Source organism: Pelagibacterium sp. H642, from assembly GCF_031202855.1.
Lineage (GTDB): Bacteria > Pseudomonadota > Alphaproteobacteria > Rhizobiales > Devosiaceae > Pelagibacterium.
This window is the reverse complement of record NZ_CP101829.1, coordinates 2,126,279-2,142,140: the sequence shown is the minus strand read 5'-3', so window position 1 is coordinate 2,142,140 and position 15,862 is coordinate 2,126,279. Positions and strand designations below refer to the sequence as shown.

Annotated in this window: 16 protein-coding genes and 1 pseudogene; 7 read left to right on the top strand and 10 right to left on the bottom strand. The window is 62.6% G+C overall.

Going from position 1 to position 15,862, the window contains the following annotated elements; all coding sequences use genetic code 11:
- Positions 1-8 precede the first annotated feature (8 nt).
- Positions 9-872 (top strand): methyltransferase domain-containing protein, encoded by an 864-nt coding sequence (locus tag NO934_RS10550; RefSeq protein WP_309159920.1) that lies wholly within the window; start codon positions 9-11, stop codon positions 870-872.
- Here the strand turns inward: NO934_RS10550 and NO934_RS10545 are convergent.
- Positions 869-2,641: an SLC13 family permease gene (locus NO934_RS10545; RefSeq protein WP_309159919.1), complete on the bottom strand. Its 1,773-nt coding sequence runs from the start codon at positions 2,639-2,641 to the stop codon at positions 869-871. The genes NO934_RS10550 and NO934_RS10545 overlap by 4 nt on opposite strands.
- A gap of 199 nt (positions 2,642-2,840) precedes the next feature.
- On the bottom strand, positions 2,841-5,510 hold the full coding sequence (secA, locus tag NO934_RS10540; protein WP_309159918.1) for a preprotein translocase subunit SecA: 2,670 nt from the start codon (positions 5,508-5,510) through the stop codon (positions 2,841-2,843).
- Between the two features lie 268 nt (positions 5,511-5,778).
- Here secA and NO934_RS10535 point away from each other — a divergent pair, with 268 nt between their 5' ends.
- Positions 5,779-6,768 carry a peptidylprolyl isomerase gene (locus NO934_RS10535; protein ID WP_309159917.1) on the top strand — a complete coding sequence of 330 codons (990 nt, stop codon included), beginning with the start codon at positions 5,779-5,781 and terminating at the stop codon, positions 6,766-6,768.
- A gap of 63 nt (positions 6,769-6,831) precedes the next feature.
- Here the strand turns inward: NO934_RS10535 and NO934_RS10530 are convergent, their stop codons facing one another.
- Complete coding sequence (locus NO934_RS10530; protein WP_309159916.1) at positions 6,832-7,446, bottom strand: TetR/AcrR family transcriptional regulator; 615 nt, start codon at positions 7,444-7,446, stop codon at positions 6,832-6,834.
- 469 nt (positions 7,447-7,915) lie between these two features.
- Between NO934_RS10530 and NO934_RS10525 the strand changes: the two genes are divergently transcribed.
- Positions 7,916-8,206, top strand: a complete 291-nt coding sequence (locus NO934_RS10525; RefSeq protein WP_309159915.1) for a hypothetical protein — start codon at positions 7,916-7,918, stop codon at positions 8,204-8,206.
- Positions 8,207-8,251: 45 nt separating this feature from the next.
- Here the strand turns inward: NO934_RS10525 and NO934_RS10520 are convergent, their stop codons facing one another.
- Both NO934_RS10520 and NO934_RS10515 read right to left on the bottom strand, forming a co-directional pair.
- Positions 8,252-8,467, bottom strand: coding sequence for a hypothetical protein (locus tag NO934_RS10520; RefSeq protein WP_309163789.1), 216 nt, complete (start codon positions 8,465-8,467; stop codon positions 8,252-8,254).
- Positions 8,400-8,827, bottom strand: a pseudogene (locus NO934_RS10515) (hypothetical protein). Before NO934_RS10515 ends, NO934_RS10520 begins: the two are co-directional and overlap by 68 nt.
- A 144-nt stretch (positions 8,828-8,971) precedes the next feature.
- Between NO934_RS10515 and NO934_RS10510 the strand changes: the two are divergent.
- From NO934_RS10510 to NO934_RS10495, 4 genes are all read left to right on the top strand, one after another.
- On the top strand, positions 8,972-9,367 hold the full coding sequence (locus NO934_RS10510) for a VOC family protein (RefSeq protein ID WP_309159914.1): 396 nt from the start codon (positions 8,972-8,974) through the stop codon (positions 9,365-9,367).
- Positions 9,368-9,439: 72 nt separating this feature from the next.
- The gene (gene argJ, locus NO934_RS10505) at positions 9,440-10,672 is read left to right on the top strand and encodes a bifunctional glutamate N-acetyltransferase/amino-acid acetyltransferase ArgJ (RefSeq protein WP_309159913.1); all 1,233 of its coding nucleotides are present in this window, start codon (positions 9,440-9,442) and stop codon (positions 10,670-10,672) included.
- Positions 10,673-10,674: 2 nt separating this feature from the next.
- Complete coding sequence (locus NO934_RS10500) at positions 10,675-11,427, top strand: GNAT family N-acetyltransferase (protein WP_309159912.1); 753 nt, start codon at positions 10,675-10,677, stop codon at positions 11,425-11,427.
- Positions 11,424-11,822, top strand: coding sequence for a (deoxy)nucleoside triphosphate pyrophosphohydrolase (locus NO934_RS10495; protein WP_309159911.1), 399 nt, complete (start codon positions 11,424-11,426; stop codon positions 11,820-11,822). The genes NO934_RS10500 and NO934_RS10495 overlap by 4 nt, the downstream gene beginning before the upstream one ends.
- Here NO934_RS10495 and NO934_RS10490 read toward each other — a convergent pair.
- The 5 genes from NO934_RS10490 to NO934_RS10470 all read right to left on the bottom strand — a co-directional run bounded on the left by NO934_RS10490 (position 11,819) and on the right by NO934_RS10470 (position 15,842).
- The gene (locus tag NO934_RS10490) at positions 11,819-12,859 is read right to left on the bottom strand and encodes a murein L,D-transpeptidase family protein (protein ID WP_309159910.1); all 1,041 of its coding nucleotides are present in this window, start codon (positions 12,857-12,859) and stop codon (positions 11,819-11,821) included. The two genes, NO934_RS10495 and NO934_RS10490, sit on opposite strands and share 4 nt — an antisense overlap.
- 194 nt (positions 12,860-13,053) lie before the next feature.
- On the bottom strand, positions 13,054-14,013 hold the full coding sequence (locus NO934_RS10485; protein WP_309159909.1) for an acetyl-CoA carboxylase carboxyltransferase subunit alpha: 960 nt from the start codon (positions 14,011-14,013) through the stop codon (positions 13,054-13,056).
- 127 nt (positions 14,014-14,140) lie between these two features.
- Positions 14,141-15,037, bottom strand: coding sequence for a site-specific tyrosine recombinase XerD (locus NO934_RS10480; RefSeq protein WP_309159908.1), 897 nt, complete (start codon positions 15,035-15,037; stop codon positions 14,141-14,143).
- Complete coding sequence (locus NO934_RS10475) at positions 15,034-15,189, bottom strand: histidine kinase (RefSeq protein ID WP_309159907.1); 156 nt, start codon at positions 15,187-15,189, stop codon at positions 15,034-15,036. The genes NO934_RS10480 and NO934_RS10475 overlap by 4 nt, the downstream gene beginning before the upstream one ends.
- Positions 15,190-15,206: 17 nt before the next feature.
- On the bottom strand, positions 15,207-15,842 hold the full coding sequence (locus NO934_RS10470; protein ID WP_309159906.1) for a LysE family translocator: 636 nt from the start codon (positions 15,840-15,842) through the stop codon (positions 15,207-15,209).
- Positions 15,843-15,862 lie beyond the last annotated feature (20 nt).

The window sequence follows — 15,862 nt, the reverse complement described above, 5'->3', positions numbered from 1 at the left end:
GGCTCACCATGACCACCCAGCCTCCCCTGGTTTTCGATCGCGCCCGGCTTGCTGCCAATGTCGCGCGCCGCAATGGCGCTTCCGATTTCGTGACCGATCTCGTCATCGCGGACCTGGCCGATCGGCTGGCGCCGGTGACGCGCGATTTTTCCAGAGCGCTCATCATGGGACCCGACCCAAGGCTGCTGCCCAAAACGGCGCATTCGGCCAATGGCGGGATCGAATTTGAAATCGTCTCGACACTCGTTCCGGTTTCGGGATTTGCCAGCGTCGATCCCGAACGTCTTGTTCTCCCCGAATCCGATTACGATCTTATCGTTTCCCTGCTCGACCTGCAGACCGTCAACGACGTGCCCGGCTTTCTCGCCAGTCTGCGGCGGCACCTGGCCCCCGACGGGCTGCTGATCGCCGCATTGGTGGGCGGGCGCACGCTCACCGAACTCCGCGACGCGTTCCTGGCTGCCGATGTGGAGATGCTGGGCGGCGTGATCCCGCGCGTGGCGCCGATGATCGACGTGCGTGACGCCGGCGCCCTGCTCCAGCGCGCCGGCTTTGCCCTGCCCGTCACCGATCTCGAAACCCACACGGTGCGGTACCGTACGCCGCTGGCGCTGTTCGACGAGCTTCGCGCGATCGGCGCCACCAATCCGCTTTTGGACCGGGGTCAGCGGTTTTTGACCGCGCGTCACCTGATGCGGGCGGCCGAGATCTATGCGGAAAAATTCTCCGATCCCGACGGGCGGGTGCGCGCGACATTGGAAATCCTTTGGCTTTCGGGCTGGGCTCCGCACGAAAACCAGCAAAAACCGCTGCGTCCAGGCTCGGCCACCACCAGCCTGCGCGATGTGCTGGGGGATAAATCCCGGACTTAAAGCGGCCAGAACACCATTATGGCCGGCACCGCGACGATCACCACGATGATTTCGAGCGGCAATCCGAGCCGAACGTAATCGGCGAAGCGGTACCCGCCGGGCCCCATGATCAAGGCGCTGTTCTGGTGCCCGATCGGGGTAAGGAATGCGCAACTCGCCCCGATTGCCACCGCCATGAGGAAGCTGTCGGGATTGAGCCCGAGCAATTGCGCCAGCGCCAGCGCCAATGGCGCGGCGATCACCGCCGTGGCCGCATTGTTGAGCACGTCCGAAAGCACCATCGTCACAACCAGGATGGCGGCAAGCGCAACCCATCCGGGAAGATGCTGGCCCACTCCTGCCAGATACTGCGCAAGCAGCGCCGTGGCGCCCGATGTTTCCAGCGCCGCACCCACCGGAAGCAGAGCGCCCAGCAACACGATCACCGGCCACTCCACCGCATCGTAGATGTCGCGCACCGGCAAAATATCGAGCAATACGTACAGGATGCACACCGCGCCCAGCGCGATGGGCAGAGGCACGAGCGCAAAGCTGCTGGCGACCACCCCGCCAAAGAACAGGCCCGCCGCCAGCAATCCCTTTTCGTGCCTGACGATGGATACTGATGACGCCATGGGCAACAGCCCCAGCCGCGCCACCGCATCATCCATGGTTTCAGACTGGCCCAACAGCAGCAGCACGTCGCCGATCTGGAGCGGGGTGCGCCGCACGCGTTCGGTCAAGATTCGCCCCTGGCGAGAGATTCCCAGCAGTGACAGCCCCTGCCCCCGCAACATCCGGATGTCATTTGCCGAACGGTCCACGAGACGGCTGTCCGCAGCAACGATCGCTTCCATCATCCGCAAATCGGACGAGAGCTCGGCCCGCTCACCCGATTTTCCCTGATGGTCGAGCCCCAGGGCTCCGGCCAATGCGCTGAGCGCATCGGGCGTGCCGTAGACCACCAGAAGATCGCCATCCTTGATGGTGGTGGCCCGCGCCCGTCCCGCCAAGCGCCGGTTGCGCCGGATAAGTCCGGCGATGACGCAATCATGCTCGTTGGCGGCCTCATCGAGATCGCGCACCTTTTGCCCGACCGCCTTGGACCGCTCGGTCACAACCAGTTCGGCGGTATAGGTTCCCGAGGCGCGCAATTCTGCCACCGCGCCCTGTTTTCCACCACGGTTAGGCAGCAGCCGCCAGCCCCAAAGCGAAATGAAAACCACCCCGACGATGGCGATCAACAATCCCACCGGGGCAAAATCGAACATTTTGTAGCCTTCGCCCAAGGCATCCTGCCGGTAGGTCGAGACAATGATGTTGGGAGGGGTGCCGATCAGCGTGACGAGGCCGCCCAGAATGGTCGCATAGGCGAGCGGCATGAGCGAGGGCGCCGGCGATCGTCCCGCCTTTTGCGCCGCCTGTAGATCGACCGGCATGAGCAGCGCCAAGGCCGCGACATTGTTCATGAATCCCGAAAGCGCCGCCCCCAGGGTGCTCAGGATCGAGATATGGGCGGGGAGACTCCGCTCCGCCGAGATCGCATACCGGGTAACAAGGTCGACGGCCCCCGAGCGCGACAAGCCGGCGGTAACGATCAGGACGAGGGCGACGATGATCGTCGCCTGATCGCCAAAGCCGGAAAACGCGGTCTCCACCGGCACCACGCCGAGGATCACGCCCAGGATCAGCGCCGAAAAGGCCACCAGATCGTAGCGCCACCTGCCCCAGAGAAGACCGGCAAGCACCAGAACGAGAAGGACAAAAAGGACGATCTGTTCGTAAGTCAAAAACTTCCCCCACACGCCGCCCGAGGTTGGGCCGGGCAAGCCGATCTTACGATTTCGATGCAGGATTGCGATAGGAATGCCAGGCGAGTGGTGAAAACGCCATGCCGCCCATGCCGGTTCCGCGTCCGTGAGCAGGGCAAAAGAAAAATCCCCGGCCGTTAGACCGGGGATTTTTCGACATTGATTGCGGTTCCGAAGGTCAGAACGCGCCGTGGCAGTGCTTGAACTTCTTGCCCGACCCGCAGGGGCACGGATCGTTCCGGCGTGTGCGGGCCATCACTTCAGGGCTCAACTGCCCCTTGGGACCATCGTCACGCACCTCGTTCTCGCCCGTGGTGGGGTCGATATGGGTTTCGCGGAGCTGGCTCTGGTCCGGCTCCTGCGGTGGAGCGGGACGCAGCTCGAAATGGCTCATCTGGGTCGTCACCAGCTCGCGCAGATTGCCCAGGAGCTGGGAGAAAAGCTCGAAGGCTTCCTGCTTGTATTCGTTGAGCGGATCGCGCTGGGCAAGCCCGCGCCAGCCCACGACCTTGGAAAGATGGTCGAGGGTGATCAGATGCTCGCGCCACAGCCCGTCGATCGATTGCAGGATGAAGCTCTTTTCGATCTGGCGCATGTTTTCCGGGCCGACCCGTTCGGCCTTGGCGGCCGCATATTCGTCGGCCATGGTGACGATGCGCTCGCGCAGCTCGCTCACATCCATGCCTTCTTCATCGACCCACTGGGCCAGGGGCGGCTCGATGCCGAGATAGGTTTTGCAGGCCGCGCCAAGCTGTTCGATGTTCCACTGCTCGGGATAGGAGCGGTCGGGGCACGATTTGGCGATGAGCGAATCCACGACGTCGTGGCGCATGTCGGTGATGGTGTCGGTCACCGTTTCGGCGTCCATCAGCTCCTTGCGCTGTTCGAAGATCACCTTGCGCTGATCGTTCATCACGTCGTCGTATTTGAGAATGTTCTTGCGGATGTCGAAATTGTGCGCCTCCACCCGTGTCTGGGCGCGTTCGATGGCCTTGGTGACCATGGCGTCGGAAATCGACTCGCCATCCTTGAGGCCGAGCGAGGTGAGAATCTTTTCCATACGCTCGGGGAAGAAGCGGCGCATCAAATCGTCCTGGAGCGAGACGAAGAACTTCGAACGCCCGGGATCGCCCTGGCGGCCCGAACGGCCGCGGAGCTGGTTGTCGATGCGGCGGCTTTCGTGCCGTTCGGTACCGATCACCATCAGCCCGCCGGCGGCCAGCGCCTCTTCCTTCTTCTTGGCGATATCGGCCTTGATCTCGGCAATCTTTTTCTCGCGTGCCTCGCCCTCGAGCCCTTCGCATTCGTTTGCGATGCGCATGTCGAGATTGCCGCCGAGCTGAATGTCGGTGCCGCGCCCGGCCATGTTGGTGGCGATGGTCACGGCCCCCGGAACGCCCGCTTCGGCGATGATCTGGGCTTCCTGCTCGTGATGGCGGGCATTGAGGATCTGGAGGTCCTTGATGCCCTTTTTCTTCAAAAAGTCGGCCAGCATCTCGCTGCGTTCGATCGAAGTGGTGCCCACCAGCACAGGCTGGTTGCGCTGGCGGCATTCGACCACCTCATCGGTGATTGCCTGGAATTTTTCTTCCACCGAGCGGTAGATCTGGTCGTTCTCGTCGATACGGGCGATGGGAAGGTTGGTGGGGATGGTCACCACGTCCAGCCCGTAGATGTCGGCGAATTCGGCCGCCTCGGTGTCGGCGGTACCGGTCATGCCGGCAAGTTTGGTGTAAAGCCGGAAATAGTTCTGGAAGGTGATCGAGGCCAGTGTCTGGTTTTCCGGCTGGATCTTGGCGCCTTCCTTGGCCTCGAGCGCCTGGTGCAGGCCTTCCGAGAAGCGACGCCCCGGCATCATGCGGCCGGTGAACTCGTCGATGATCACCACCTCGTCATTGCGGACGATATAGTCCTTGTCGCGGGTGAAGATCTTGTGCGCCTTCAAGGCCGAATTGAGGTGGTGGACGATCGAGACGTTGTCGATGTCATAGAGCGAGCCGCCCTTGATGACGCCATCGCGCTCGAGGATCTCCTCGAGCTTTTCGATGCCCTGGTCGGTGAAGGTCGCCGCCCGGTGCTTTTCGTCGATCGTGTAATCGTCTTCGACCAGCAGCGGGATGTATTTGTCGATGGTCTTGTAGAGCTCGGACCGGTCCTGGGAGGGACCCGAGATGATCAGCGGGGTGCGCGCTTCGTCGATCAGGATCGAGTCCACTTCGTCGACGATCGCGTAATTGTGTCCGCGCTGCACCATCTGGGAGCGCGTGTACTTCATGTTGTCGCGCAGATAGTCGAAGCCGAACTCGTTATTGGTGCCGTAAGTGATGTCGGCGTCGTAGGCCGCCTTGCGCTCCATGTCGTTGAGGCCATGGACGATGACGCCGGTGGTCAGCCCCAGGAACTGGTAGAGCCGGCCCATCCATTCGCTGTCGCGGCGAGCGAGATAGTCGTTGACGGTGACCACATGGACGCCCTTGCCTTCGAGCGCATTGAGATAGGCCGCAAGGGTTGCGACCAGGGTCTTGCCCTCGCCGGTGCGCATTTCGGTGATGGCGCGCTCGTTGAGCACCATGCCGCCGATCAACTGCACGTCGAAATGGCGCATGCCCAGAGCGCGCTTGGAGCCCTCGCGCACCGTGGCGAAGGCGGGAACCAGAACATCGGCGAGCTTGGCACCGCCGGCGATCTTTTCCTTGAACTCGGCGGTCTTGGCGCGAAGCTGATCGTCGCTGAGCTTTTCGTATTCGGCTTCCAGAGCGTTGATGGCGTCGACATTGGCCTGGTAGCGCCTGACGCGTCGATCGTTTGCCGAACCGAAGAACTTCCGGGCGAGCGCAGCAAAAGCCATGAAGAAGTGTCCTTAGAACCTGTTGTATACGCCGGTACGGGCCGAAGCGGCGTTCCCGGTTATCTCAATAAACGCGTTGAAAGACGGTTGTCTGAAGCACACCGTCAAGGCGCGGGAAATAGTCGGCAGGAGATGTAAGAGTGCCACCAAGGGTTGTCAACGTTCGCAAAATCCGCCAAACCAGCGCCAAAGTCCGGGCCTAAACGCGTCTACGGACAATCGGTTCGGGCGATGGGGGGCCCGATCTCAAAAAAGGAGAGTTCTCATCATGTCATCCGATTTCGCCGCCCCGGTGGCAAGCCTGCTCCGTGCGGCGCTGGTGCCTGCAGTGCTCGCGGCCTCGCTCGCCGCAGCTCCGGTTCTGGCCCAGGAGACGCCCGAAGCGCCTGCGCCCGCCGCCGAAGAACCGGCGCCGGCGACCACCGAAGCCCCCGCGACGACCGAGGCGCCCACCGCTCAGCCCGCGCCTGAAGTCGTTGCCGAGCCTGTCGATCCGGCCACCGTGCTCGCAACCGTGGGGGGCGAGGAGATCACCGAAGGCGATCTCATGCTGGCCGCCGAAGAACTGCAGGCCGAACTGCAGTCGGTGCCCGCCGAGCAGCGCCGCGCCTTCCTTCTGACCGTCATGATCGACATGAAGCTCATGGCCGATGCCGCCCGCGAGGACGGTCTGGCCGAGAGCGAGGATTTCGCCCGTCGCCTGGCCTATCTCGAAGAGCAGGCGCTGCGCCGCGAATTCTTCAACCAGATCGTGGAAACCGAAGTGACCGAGGAGGCCATCCAGGCCGCCTATGACGAACTGGTCGCCGAATACGAGCCCGTCCCGGAAGTGCGCGCCCGTCACATCCTGGTCGAAACCGAAGAGGAAGCCAACGAAATCCGCGCCGAAATCGAAGGCGGCCGTGAATTCGCCGACGCCGCCGCCGAATACGGCACGGACGGCACCGCGGCCAATGGCGGCGATCTTGGGTTCTTTTCGACCGGCATGATGGTGCCCGAATTCGAGGAAGCGGCGTTTGCGCTTGAAGAAGGCGAGCTCTCCCAGCCGGTGCAGAGCCAGTTCGGCTGGCATCTGATCCAGCTCGAGGAGCGCCGCGTCTCCGAGGCGCCTCCGCTCGACCAGGTGCGTCAGCAGGTCGCCCAGCAGGTTCTTTATCAGAGCTATGAAGCGGCGATCGACGAGATCAAGGAAGGCACCGAGATCGTGATCGACGATGCCGATCTCGCCGCCGCCGTCGAGGCTCAGGGCGGCATCTAAGCCTCCCCGACCTTCGAAAAAGACAACAACCCCGGCCTCACCGCCGGGGTTCCTTTTTTTGCCCTAGCTGCGAAGGCCGTTTTTCGCCGCAGCCATTATCATGGCGACGACCGCGTCGATATCCTCGTCTGAGTTGTTCAGCCGTCCGGTCAGGAGCCTGTGCCAGGCAAAACCGGCGAGCAGTTCGATGACGACGGCGCCGTTGAACTCGGCGCTGACTTCCCCGCGTGCCTTCGCGCGCTCGATGATCTGCTCGGCGAATTTGCGCCGCCCGCGCTCATAGGCGAACAGGGCTTGCGCTGCATCGTCATCGCCCTGCGCTTCGGCAATGATCGAGCGGAACACGGTGCCGCAGAGCCTGTCCTGCCAGAAGCCGATGAGCTGATTGTTGAGGAACGCCTTGAGGTCGCCTTCCAGCGATCCGGTGTCGGGGAAGGGCCGGGTGTTCTTGAAGCGCTGATAGACATCGAGCAGCAGCGCGGTTTTGGTCGGCCACCAGCGATAGATGGTCGGCTTGCCCGCCCGCGCCCGCCGCGCCACCGCCTCTATGGAAAACCCCGCCAGCCCTTCCTCGTTGAGAATGGCCTCGGCGGCATCGAGAATGGCATTCTGGCTCGCTGGATTGCGCTTAGCCCCGATCGAGGCCCGTTTCACCGCCGCTGTCTCGCTCTCTACCATCGCTCCCTCCACACCTTTCATAGCCGGTAATAAACCGGCATCTTCGTGTTTGCCTCCTCAGATCAGCGTCAAAGCGCTGCCTCGTGAAAAATAATATAGTGAGCAAAGGCTCTGAACGGAACGGTTCGTTTTGCAGCAGTATGCTGCGCTAATCTCCTGCACCCGACTTTGCATGAGCAGCCGGGAAAACGGATATACCCGGTTCTGGTTATGGCGCTTCCGGTCGCTCTTTAACGGCGTCCCGTTCGCAATCAGCCCCCAGCCGTTTTTCGCGCCGTTCCCTCTCAAGCAAAAAATCGCGGCTACCTACTTGAACGAAACGGGTCGTTTCATATATAACGAAACGTATCGTTTCGAAAAAGGAAAAGCGATGTCTTCCTTGTCAGCTTCCAATACTCAGATCCCCGATAGTATGGGTGGTGCTCGAGCTCCGGGCCTGGAGGGTCTAAATTCAGCAAAGGCGACAACCATGGCGGAAGCCACGGCCTCGGCAGGATCAGCGGCGGCCAAAGGTACAAATGCCCGCCCGCAAGCAGCTCTGGCGCCGGTTCGCCACCGCCAGTTCCTGGTGACCTTGCTGGGTGTCTATCCCATCATCACGCTTCTGCTCTACGTGGTGCTACCGATGACGGCGGGTTGGCCAATCTGGCAGACCACGCTGATTGTCGCGCCCCTGATGGTCGCCATCATGGTGTTCTGGCTGATCCCTACTCTTCAGAGGCTTTTCGGCCGCTTCATCATGCAGCCGGTCAAATCCTGACCCAAGAGCATGAATTGAAAACGCTTTAGCTCTCGGGCGCATCCATCAGCCCGCCTCCTCGGCTCCGAGCACATCTTCCGAGGAGGCGCCCAGCCCGAAGCGCCGGGCCACTTCCGGTGCGTAGCGCACCATATCGAGCCTTAGGCGGATGGGGGCCAAATCCTTGGCTTTGGCCTCCAGCATCACGTCGAATTCAAGCCCTTCCGTGGCACCCATGAAGCCGATGAACTCGAAGGGATGGCAGAAGTCGGCATGGCTCATGCACCCAGAATACGTCCGCCGCCGAAAACCGCAGATCGTCAACCCAGCGGCGTAGCGCTTCTGGCTTGTTGCCATAGGCGCCACCCACATGGATGACCAGCACCGCCTCGTCATCGAGCTCCATCAGATCGAGCATTTCGGCCTGCGAGAGCAGATCCCAGGCACTCTTCTTGACCAATTCGGGATCGGGGCTGTTGAGCGCCACGATTGCGAAGGGTGGAAGGAGAGCCGGATATCGAGCCTCTTGGCCTTATTGCCGATCGCCTTCAGGCCAGCGGCGCTTTGCCGGACCATATCGTGGAACTGCAGCATGTCGGGATGAGTGGCATAAGGCGCCAGATCGGAACTGAGCCGGTACATGCGGATATCATGGCGGGCGAGATAGTCCAGGATCTGGTCCACATAGCCCAATAAGACGTCGCATCAGCCGCCCTGCCGTTGCACTTGCGCGGCCGCTGGCCCGGCCGCACAATGGCCCGGATCGGTTTGCTTGAGGAGAGCGCCATGATCGAACCTGCTAGCCGGTTGATCCCCATGCTCTCGGTGGCCGACATCGACAGGAGCCTCGGGTTTTATCGCGACGTGCTGGGCGGGGAGATCGTTTACAGGTTTCCGCCAGAAGGCCCGCCTGCTTTCCTCACCCTCAGCTTCGGCACGACCGAGCTGGGCCTGGGGCTGATTTCCGATGCGCCGCTGCACGGACGCGCGCTGCGCCCGGCGAGCGGACACCGGATCGAGCTTTGCATCAACGTCGCCGATACCGATGCCGCCCTGGCCGCACTCAAGGCGGCCGGTGCGCCGACGGTCGTTTCGCCTACCGACCAGCCCTGGGGCGAGCGCGCCGCCTATGTCGAAGACCCCGACGGCAATCTGGTGATGCTGGTCGCGCCGATCGGCTGAGACCACCCACTTGCGCACCCGCAGGGTTTGAGGCACACGGGAGGCCGGCAACGCTTCTCTCAAGGACTTCCCATGGCCCTGCCCGTCTCCCCCCTCGCCCCAAAGACCTATGTCGCCCCGCCCGCCATTGCCGGCGTGCGCTTTGCCACGGCCGAGGCCGGAATCCGGTACAAGGGACGCACCGATGTGCTTCTGGCCGTGTTCGACCAGGGAACCACGGTCGCCGGCGTTCTCACCCGCTCGCTCTGCCCCTCGGCGGCAGTGGACTGGTGCCGGCAGAACCTGGGAGGGGGAGTTGCGCGGGCGCTGGTGGTCAACTCAGGCAATGCCAACGCCTTCACCGGCATGAAGGGCAAGGCCTCGGTGCAACTGACAGCCGAGATCGCCGCCCGCGCCGTCGGGTGTGATATTTCGGAGATCTTTCTCGCCTCCACCGGCGTGATCGGCGAGCCGCTCGATGCCACAAAGTTCGATGGCGTGCTCGAGCGCCTCAATGGCGAACTCGCCGCCGAGCCGTGGATGGAGCCGGCCAAGGCCATCATGACCACCGACACCTTCCCCAAGCTGGCCGAGGCCAAGGTGGAAATCGACGGCACTATCGTGACCATTGCGGGGATTGCCAAGGGTTCGGGCATGATTGCTCCCGATATGGCGACCATGCTCTCATTCGTTTTCACCGATGCGCCGGTTGCCGCCGACGTGCTCCAGGCGCTGGTTGCCGAGCACAACGCGACGAGCTTCAACGCCATCACTGTCGATAGCGACACCTCGACCTCCGATACGCTGCTCGCCTTTGCCACCGGCAAGGCGGCGATCGCGCCTCTGGCAAGCCTTGAGGATCCGCGCACCAAGGGGTTCGGTGATGCGCTCGAGAACGTGCTGTTCGACCTTGCCATGCAGGTGGTTCGCGACGGCGAGGGTGCGACCAAGTTCGTGACGGTCAACGTCACGGGAGCCGTCTCAGATGAGAGCGCCGCAAGGATCGCCCGCTCGATTGCCGACAGCCCGCTGGTCAAAACCGCGATCGCCGGCGAGGACGCCAATTGGGGCCGTATCGTCATGGCCGTGGGCAAGGCCGGCCAGCCTGCCGACCGCGACAAGCTCACCATCAGCTTCGGTGAGCACGTTCTGGCCCGCAATGGCGAACGCGCACCGGAATATTCCGAGGACGCGGCCACCGCCTATATGAAGAGCCAGGAGCTTTCGATCACCGTCGATATCGGACTGGGAGATGGCAAGGCGACCATCTACACCTGCGATCTCACCCACGGCTATATCGACATCAACGGCAGCTATCGGAGCTGATTTTGCTTTCGGTTGCCGACATCGAAAAAGCGTTTCTGGCCGCCTGGCCCGCTCTCGAAACGATCGAGGCGGATGGCTGGTGCGCGCGCTTTTCCAATGGGCTGACGCGGCGCGCCAATTCGATCCAATCCAATGACCCGGCAGAAGATACCGACCCCGGAGAACGGCTCGACCGGCTTTCGGCACTCTATGACGAGCGCGGCCTGTCCCCGGTCTTTCGTGTTACGCCTCTGACCGGCCGGGCCACCTTCACAACGCTTGTAGAGCAGGGCTGGCAGAGCGGCGAGTTCAGCCTGGTGCTGCAGCGGCTGATCGATGCGACGACGGGCATTGACGGAGCCTGCGTGGTGACCGCGCCGGACGAAAAGGCCTTCCTCAAGGCGCAGAAAAAGCTTCAGGGCTATGACAAGGCGCAGGCCGAGACCTTCGCCTCCATCATCGCAAGCCTTAAGGCTCCCGCCGCGGGGCTGACCTTCTATGCCGAGGACGGCACCCCGATCGCTTCGCTTTTATGTGTGGAGACCGGCGGGATCGGCGTGTTCCTCAACGTCGTCACCGCCAAGGACAGCCGGCGGGCAGGCTATGGCAGGCGCATGATGAACTCGGCACTGAGCTGGCTGGGCGAGAATGGCGCATCGCAGGCGGCACTGCAGGTCCATGGCGTCAACGCCGCCGCGATCGGCCTCTATCTCTCGCTTGGGTTCGAATACCGCTACCCCTACCATTACCGCCGCAAGCCCGAGGCGAACCAATGAAGATCACCCTCGTCGTCGCCTGCGCCCTTGTCGATGCCGATCGGCGCGTGCTGATCGCCCAACGCCCCGAGGGCAAGCAGCTCGCCGGGCTCTGGGAATTCCCTGGCGGCAAGCTCGAAGCGGGCGAAACGCCCGAAGCGGCGCTGATCCGCGAATTGGAAGAGGAATTGGGGATCGAAACCAAACAAGCGTGCCTGGCACCGCTGACCTTTGCCAGCCATGCCTATGATGGCTGGCACCTGATGATGCCGCTTTATGTCTGCCGCAAATGGCAGGGCACTCCGATGGCTCGGGAGCATTCGGCGCTGAAATGGGTACGCCCGCAGATGCTGCGCGAATACCCCATGCCGCCCGCTGACGAACCGCTCATAGCCCCGCTCTGCGACCTGCTTTAGCTCTGGGGTGCCACCATTTCCGCAGCAACCGGTTCGGACATCGCCTGGGCCTGTGGCTGAGCGCCGCCAAAGGGGCTGAGCAGTGTGCCGAAAAAGCCATTGACGGCGCTGTTGAGCGCCTCGCCACGGGCTTCCATCTCGGCTTGGGCCGCCACGCGCCGCTCTTCGGCCTGCACGGCTGCCGCTTCGGCATCGGCAGCGCGCACGATAGCGCTCTGGAGCGCTGCCGCATCGGCTGTCTGCTTGGCCATGTAGGCCGAAACGATGCTCTGGTCGGCGGTCACCGGCTGGCACTGGCCGGCCATGGATGCTGCGGCCGAAACGGCGGAAGGCTGGCGGAAGACGTAGCGTCCATCACAAACGTCCCAGTTCGGGGGCACTTGGGCGACCTCGAAGAAATCGTGGCCTTGCTTGAGATTGTTCCAGAAATCGATGTGCGGGCTGGATTGATGCTTGGCGAGGTTTTCCGCCGTCATGCGGAACGGGAAAATCTGCACTTCGAAAGAGCGATTGCCACCGGAAAACGCTTCGCGCGCCAGCGCATAGATCTCGGCGATCTGCTCGTCTTCCATGGCGTAGCAGCCCGCCGAAGAGCATGCGCCATGCACCATCAGATGACTGCCGGTGCGGCCGTGGGCGCGGTCATACTTGTTGGGAAAACCGAGGTTGAAGGCGAGATAATAGTTCGAGTTCGGGTTCATCAGCCCCGGAGTAATCGTATAGAACCCTTCGGGCGCCTGACGGTCGCCCTCGTAAAATTTGGGCCCCAACTCGCCCGACCAGGTGCAAATGTCATAGGTCTTGAACAGCCGGAACGAACCCGAGGCGGTCTGCTTCCAGACTTCGAGCTTGGATTCTTCCTTGAAGATGCGCACCATCATGGCGGCCTGGGGGGAGGATCCCATTGCCGCAAGCTGCGCCTTGGCCGCACCCGAAAGCGGAACCAGATGCCGCCCATCCCCTTCGAGGGGCGAACATGAGGCCAGCACGACAGCGAGCAGCATCGCGCCAACCAGACCGAAGACCCTTGCCAGCATAGAAACCCTGACCCTGACGAACGAACTCTTACTCCACATCCCTCGCTTATCGCGCGCGAGGGTTAATGTCCGGTAAGATTCCAGGGTATTCGCTGCGATTTTTATGCAAATTGCAAGCACCCGCCCTCGCTTTGCGGTGAGCAAAGCGGCGCCCCAGCGCATTGGAGGCGGAAAATTCTCGCGGGTGGAGCGTTCTAGGCGAGCGTCGTCCCGATGGCCAGGAACTTCTCGCGCCGCAACTCGCGAATCTCGAGCGGGCCGAGATCGTCGCCATATTCGCCGAGGAACTTCAGGATTTCGGCCTTGGTATCTGCGATGATCTTGTCGGGCTGCCGATGGGCGCCGCCCAACGGCTCCTCGATGATGCCATCGATCACCTTGAGCGCCAGAAGATCCTGGGCCGTGATCTTTTGCGCCGCCGCCATGTCCTGAGCCTTGCCCGCATCGCGAAACAGGATCGAGGCGCCTGCTTCAGGCGAAATCACCGAATAGACCGAGTGTTCGAGCATGAGCACCTTGTTGGTGGCCGCAATGGCGATCGCGCCGCCCGAACCACCTTCACCGATGATGATCGAAAGGTTCGGCACGCCGATTTCGAGGCACTTTTCGGTCGAGCGGGCAATGGCCTCGGCCTGGCCGCGCTCCTCGGCGCCGATCCCCGGATAGGCGCCGGCCGTATCCACGAATGAAATGACGGGCAAGCCGAACCGGTCGGCCATTTCCATGATCCGCACCGCCTTGCGATAGCCCTCAGGTCGGGCCATGCCGAAATTGTGCTTCAGCCGGCTCTCCGTATCGTTGCCCTTTTCCTGGCCGATAATGGCGACCGGTATGCCTTCAATACGGCCGAACCCTGCCTGAACGGCGGAATCCTCGGCGAATTTGCGATCACCGGCCAGGGGCGTCCATTCGGTCACCAGCGCCTTGAGATAGTTGGAAAAGTGCGGGCGCTGCGGGTGGCGCGCCACCTGGGTCTTCTGCCAGGGCGTGAGCTTCCTATAGATATCGCGCAAGGCGTCATCGGCCCGTTGCTGCAGCCGTGAAACCTCATCCCCGATCGAAACCGCCTGATCGGCCTGGGCAAGAGATTTGAGTTCGGCGATCTTGCCTTCGAGTTCGGCGACCGGCTTTTCGAAATCGAGATATGACTGCATGCGATCCGCCCGTTGTCGGGCAACCTTCTCGTGTTGGAGCGTTCCCAGCAAAATAGGTCGGCTGGATTGGGTTGCAACGCCCTAGGGTTCCAAAGTGGCGGGAAAGTGTCGATTAGCCCTCAAGATGTCAAGCTCCGCCCGCCAGCGGATGGTGCTCTTCGAGCAGGCGCTTGAGATGCGCGTCGAGCACATGGGTGTAGATTTGGGTGGTCGAGATGTCGGCGTGGCCGAGCAGCATCTGCACCACGCGCAGATCCGCCCCGTTCTGAAGAAGGTGCGAAGCAAAGGCATGCCGCAGCACGTGCGGAGACACCTTGGCCGCCGGCAAACCGGCGCGCGCCGCCAGGGCCTTCAGATCGCGCGCGAAAACCTGCCGCGCCAGATGTCCCTGGGCGCTGGCGGCGGGAAAGACGAATTTGTCCTTTTCCCTCGCCCCGAGCCAGTCGATCAGCGCGTCCTTGGCGCGATCATTGAGCGGCACCAGCCGCTCCTTGCCGCCCTTGCCGGTGATCGTCAGGTGATCGGCCTCCCGCCGCACAGCCCTGCGCTCCAGGGCCACCAGCTCGGAAACGCGCAGGCCCGTGGCATAGAGCAGCTCCAGCAGCACATAGAGCCGGACTTCCTTTTCCTCGCCGCCAGCCGCTTCTTTTTCGGCCAGGGCCAAAAGCCTGTCGACCTCTTCAACCGAAAGCACTTTGGGGAGCGAGCGGCCCGGCTTGGGAGAGGAGACGATGCGGGTGGGATCGTCCCCTTTGATCGCTTCGGACACCAGGAACCTGTGCAATTGCCGCAGGGCGCTCAGCCGCCTGGCCGACGAGCTTGCCGCCATGCCCTGGCCGGCAAGATGGGCGAGATAGTCGGCCACATCGTCCCGCCCGGCTTCGGAAATGCCCTTGCCGCGCGGCGCGAGGAAACCGGCATAGTCGAGAAGGTCCGCGCGATAGGCCTCGATGGTGTTATGAGCCGCCCCGCGCTCGGCACTCATCATTTCAAGGAAGGATTCGACGAGATGCCCGTCCTTCATCGCGAAGCGTCCGGCAGAAGATCCCGGGTGGGCACCCGCACCGTCACCTCGCGCTCGGTGGGCTCGACCAGCACCGCAAGCGCGAACATTGCCGCATAGCCGAGGCCGACGATGAAGGCGATGGCAACCAGCAACCGGAACAGTGTTGGCATGGGATGTTTCCCGCGAATTACCTGGACAGATCGCGGACGCCACTGACCAGCAGCCCGCCACCCACTGCCCCGAATGCGAGCCCGAAAAGGGTTTCCGCTCCCTTAACGAAACGCGAATAGATCGACCGCGCCACCTCTGTCGAGAACAGCAGGCTATAGCCGCCATAGACGGCAAGCGCGGTCATGAACCCGACGGGTGCGAAGGCCAGCACCTGCAGGGCCGAAAGGCCCGAGCCGAGCATGAAGGTGGTGACCGCGCCCCACATCAGGGCCGATTTGGGATTGGTGAGATTGACGAGAAGGCCCGTCCGCCACGCGCCCAAGGGCGAAAGCCGACGGCGATTGGCCTTGAGAGTGGGGCTTTCGCCCCTGAGGGCGGCGCGGAACGCCTTGAGCGCGAGAAAGCACAGATAGCCGCCGCCGAGAAATTTCATCGCCGTGATGAGCGCCGGATAGATCGACAAGACCGCTCCCAATCCGGCGGCCATGGCCGAAACCCAGATGAAGATCGCCGTGGCCACGCCCAGCGTCACCAACAGCGCGGCGGCCCGCCCCTGGCTAAGCGCCATGCCGGCCACCGCCAGAAGATTGGGACCGGGCGTGATCTGCGCGATAATGATGGCAATAAGCGTGATGCCGTAGATTTCGATCATCGGACGATCTCCAGGTTGAG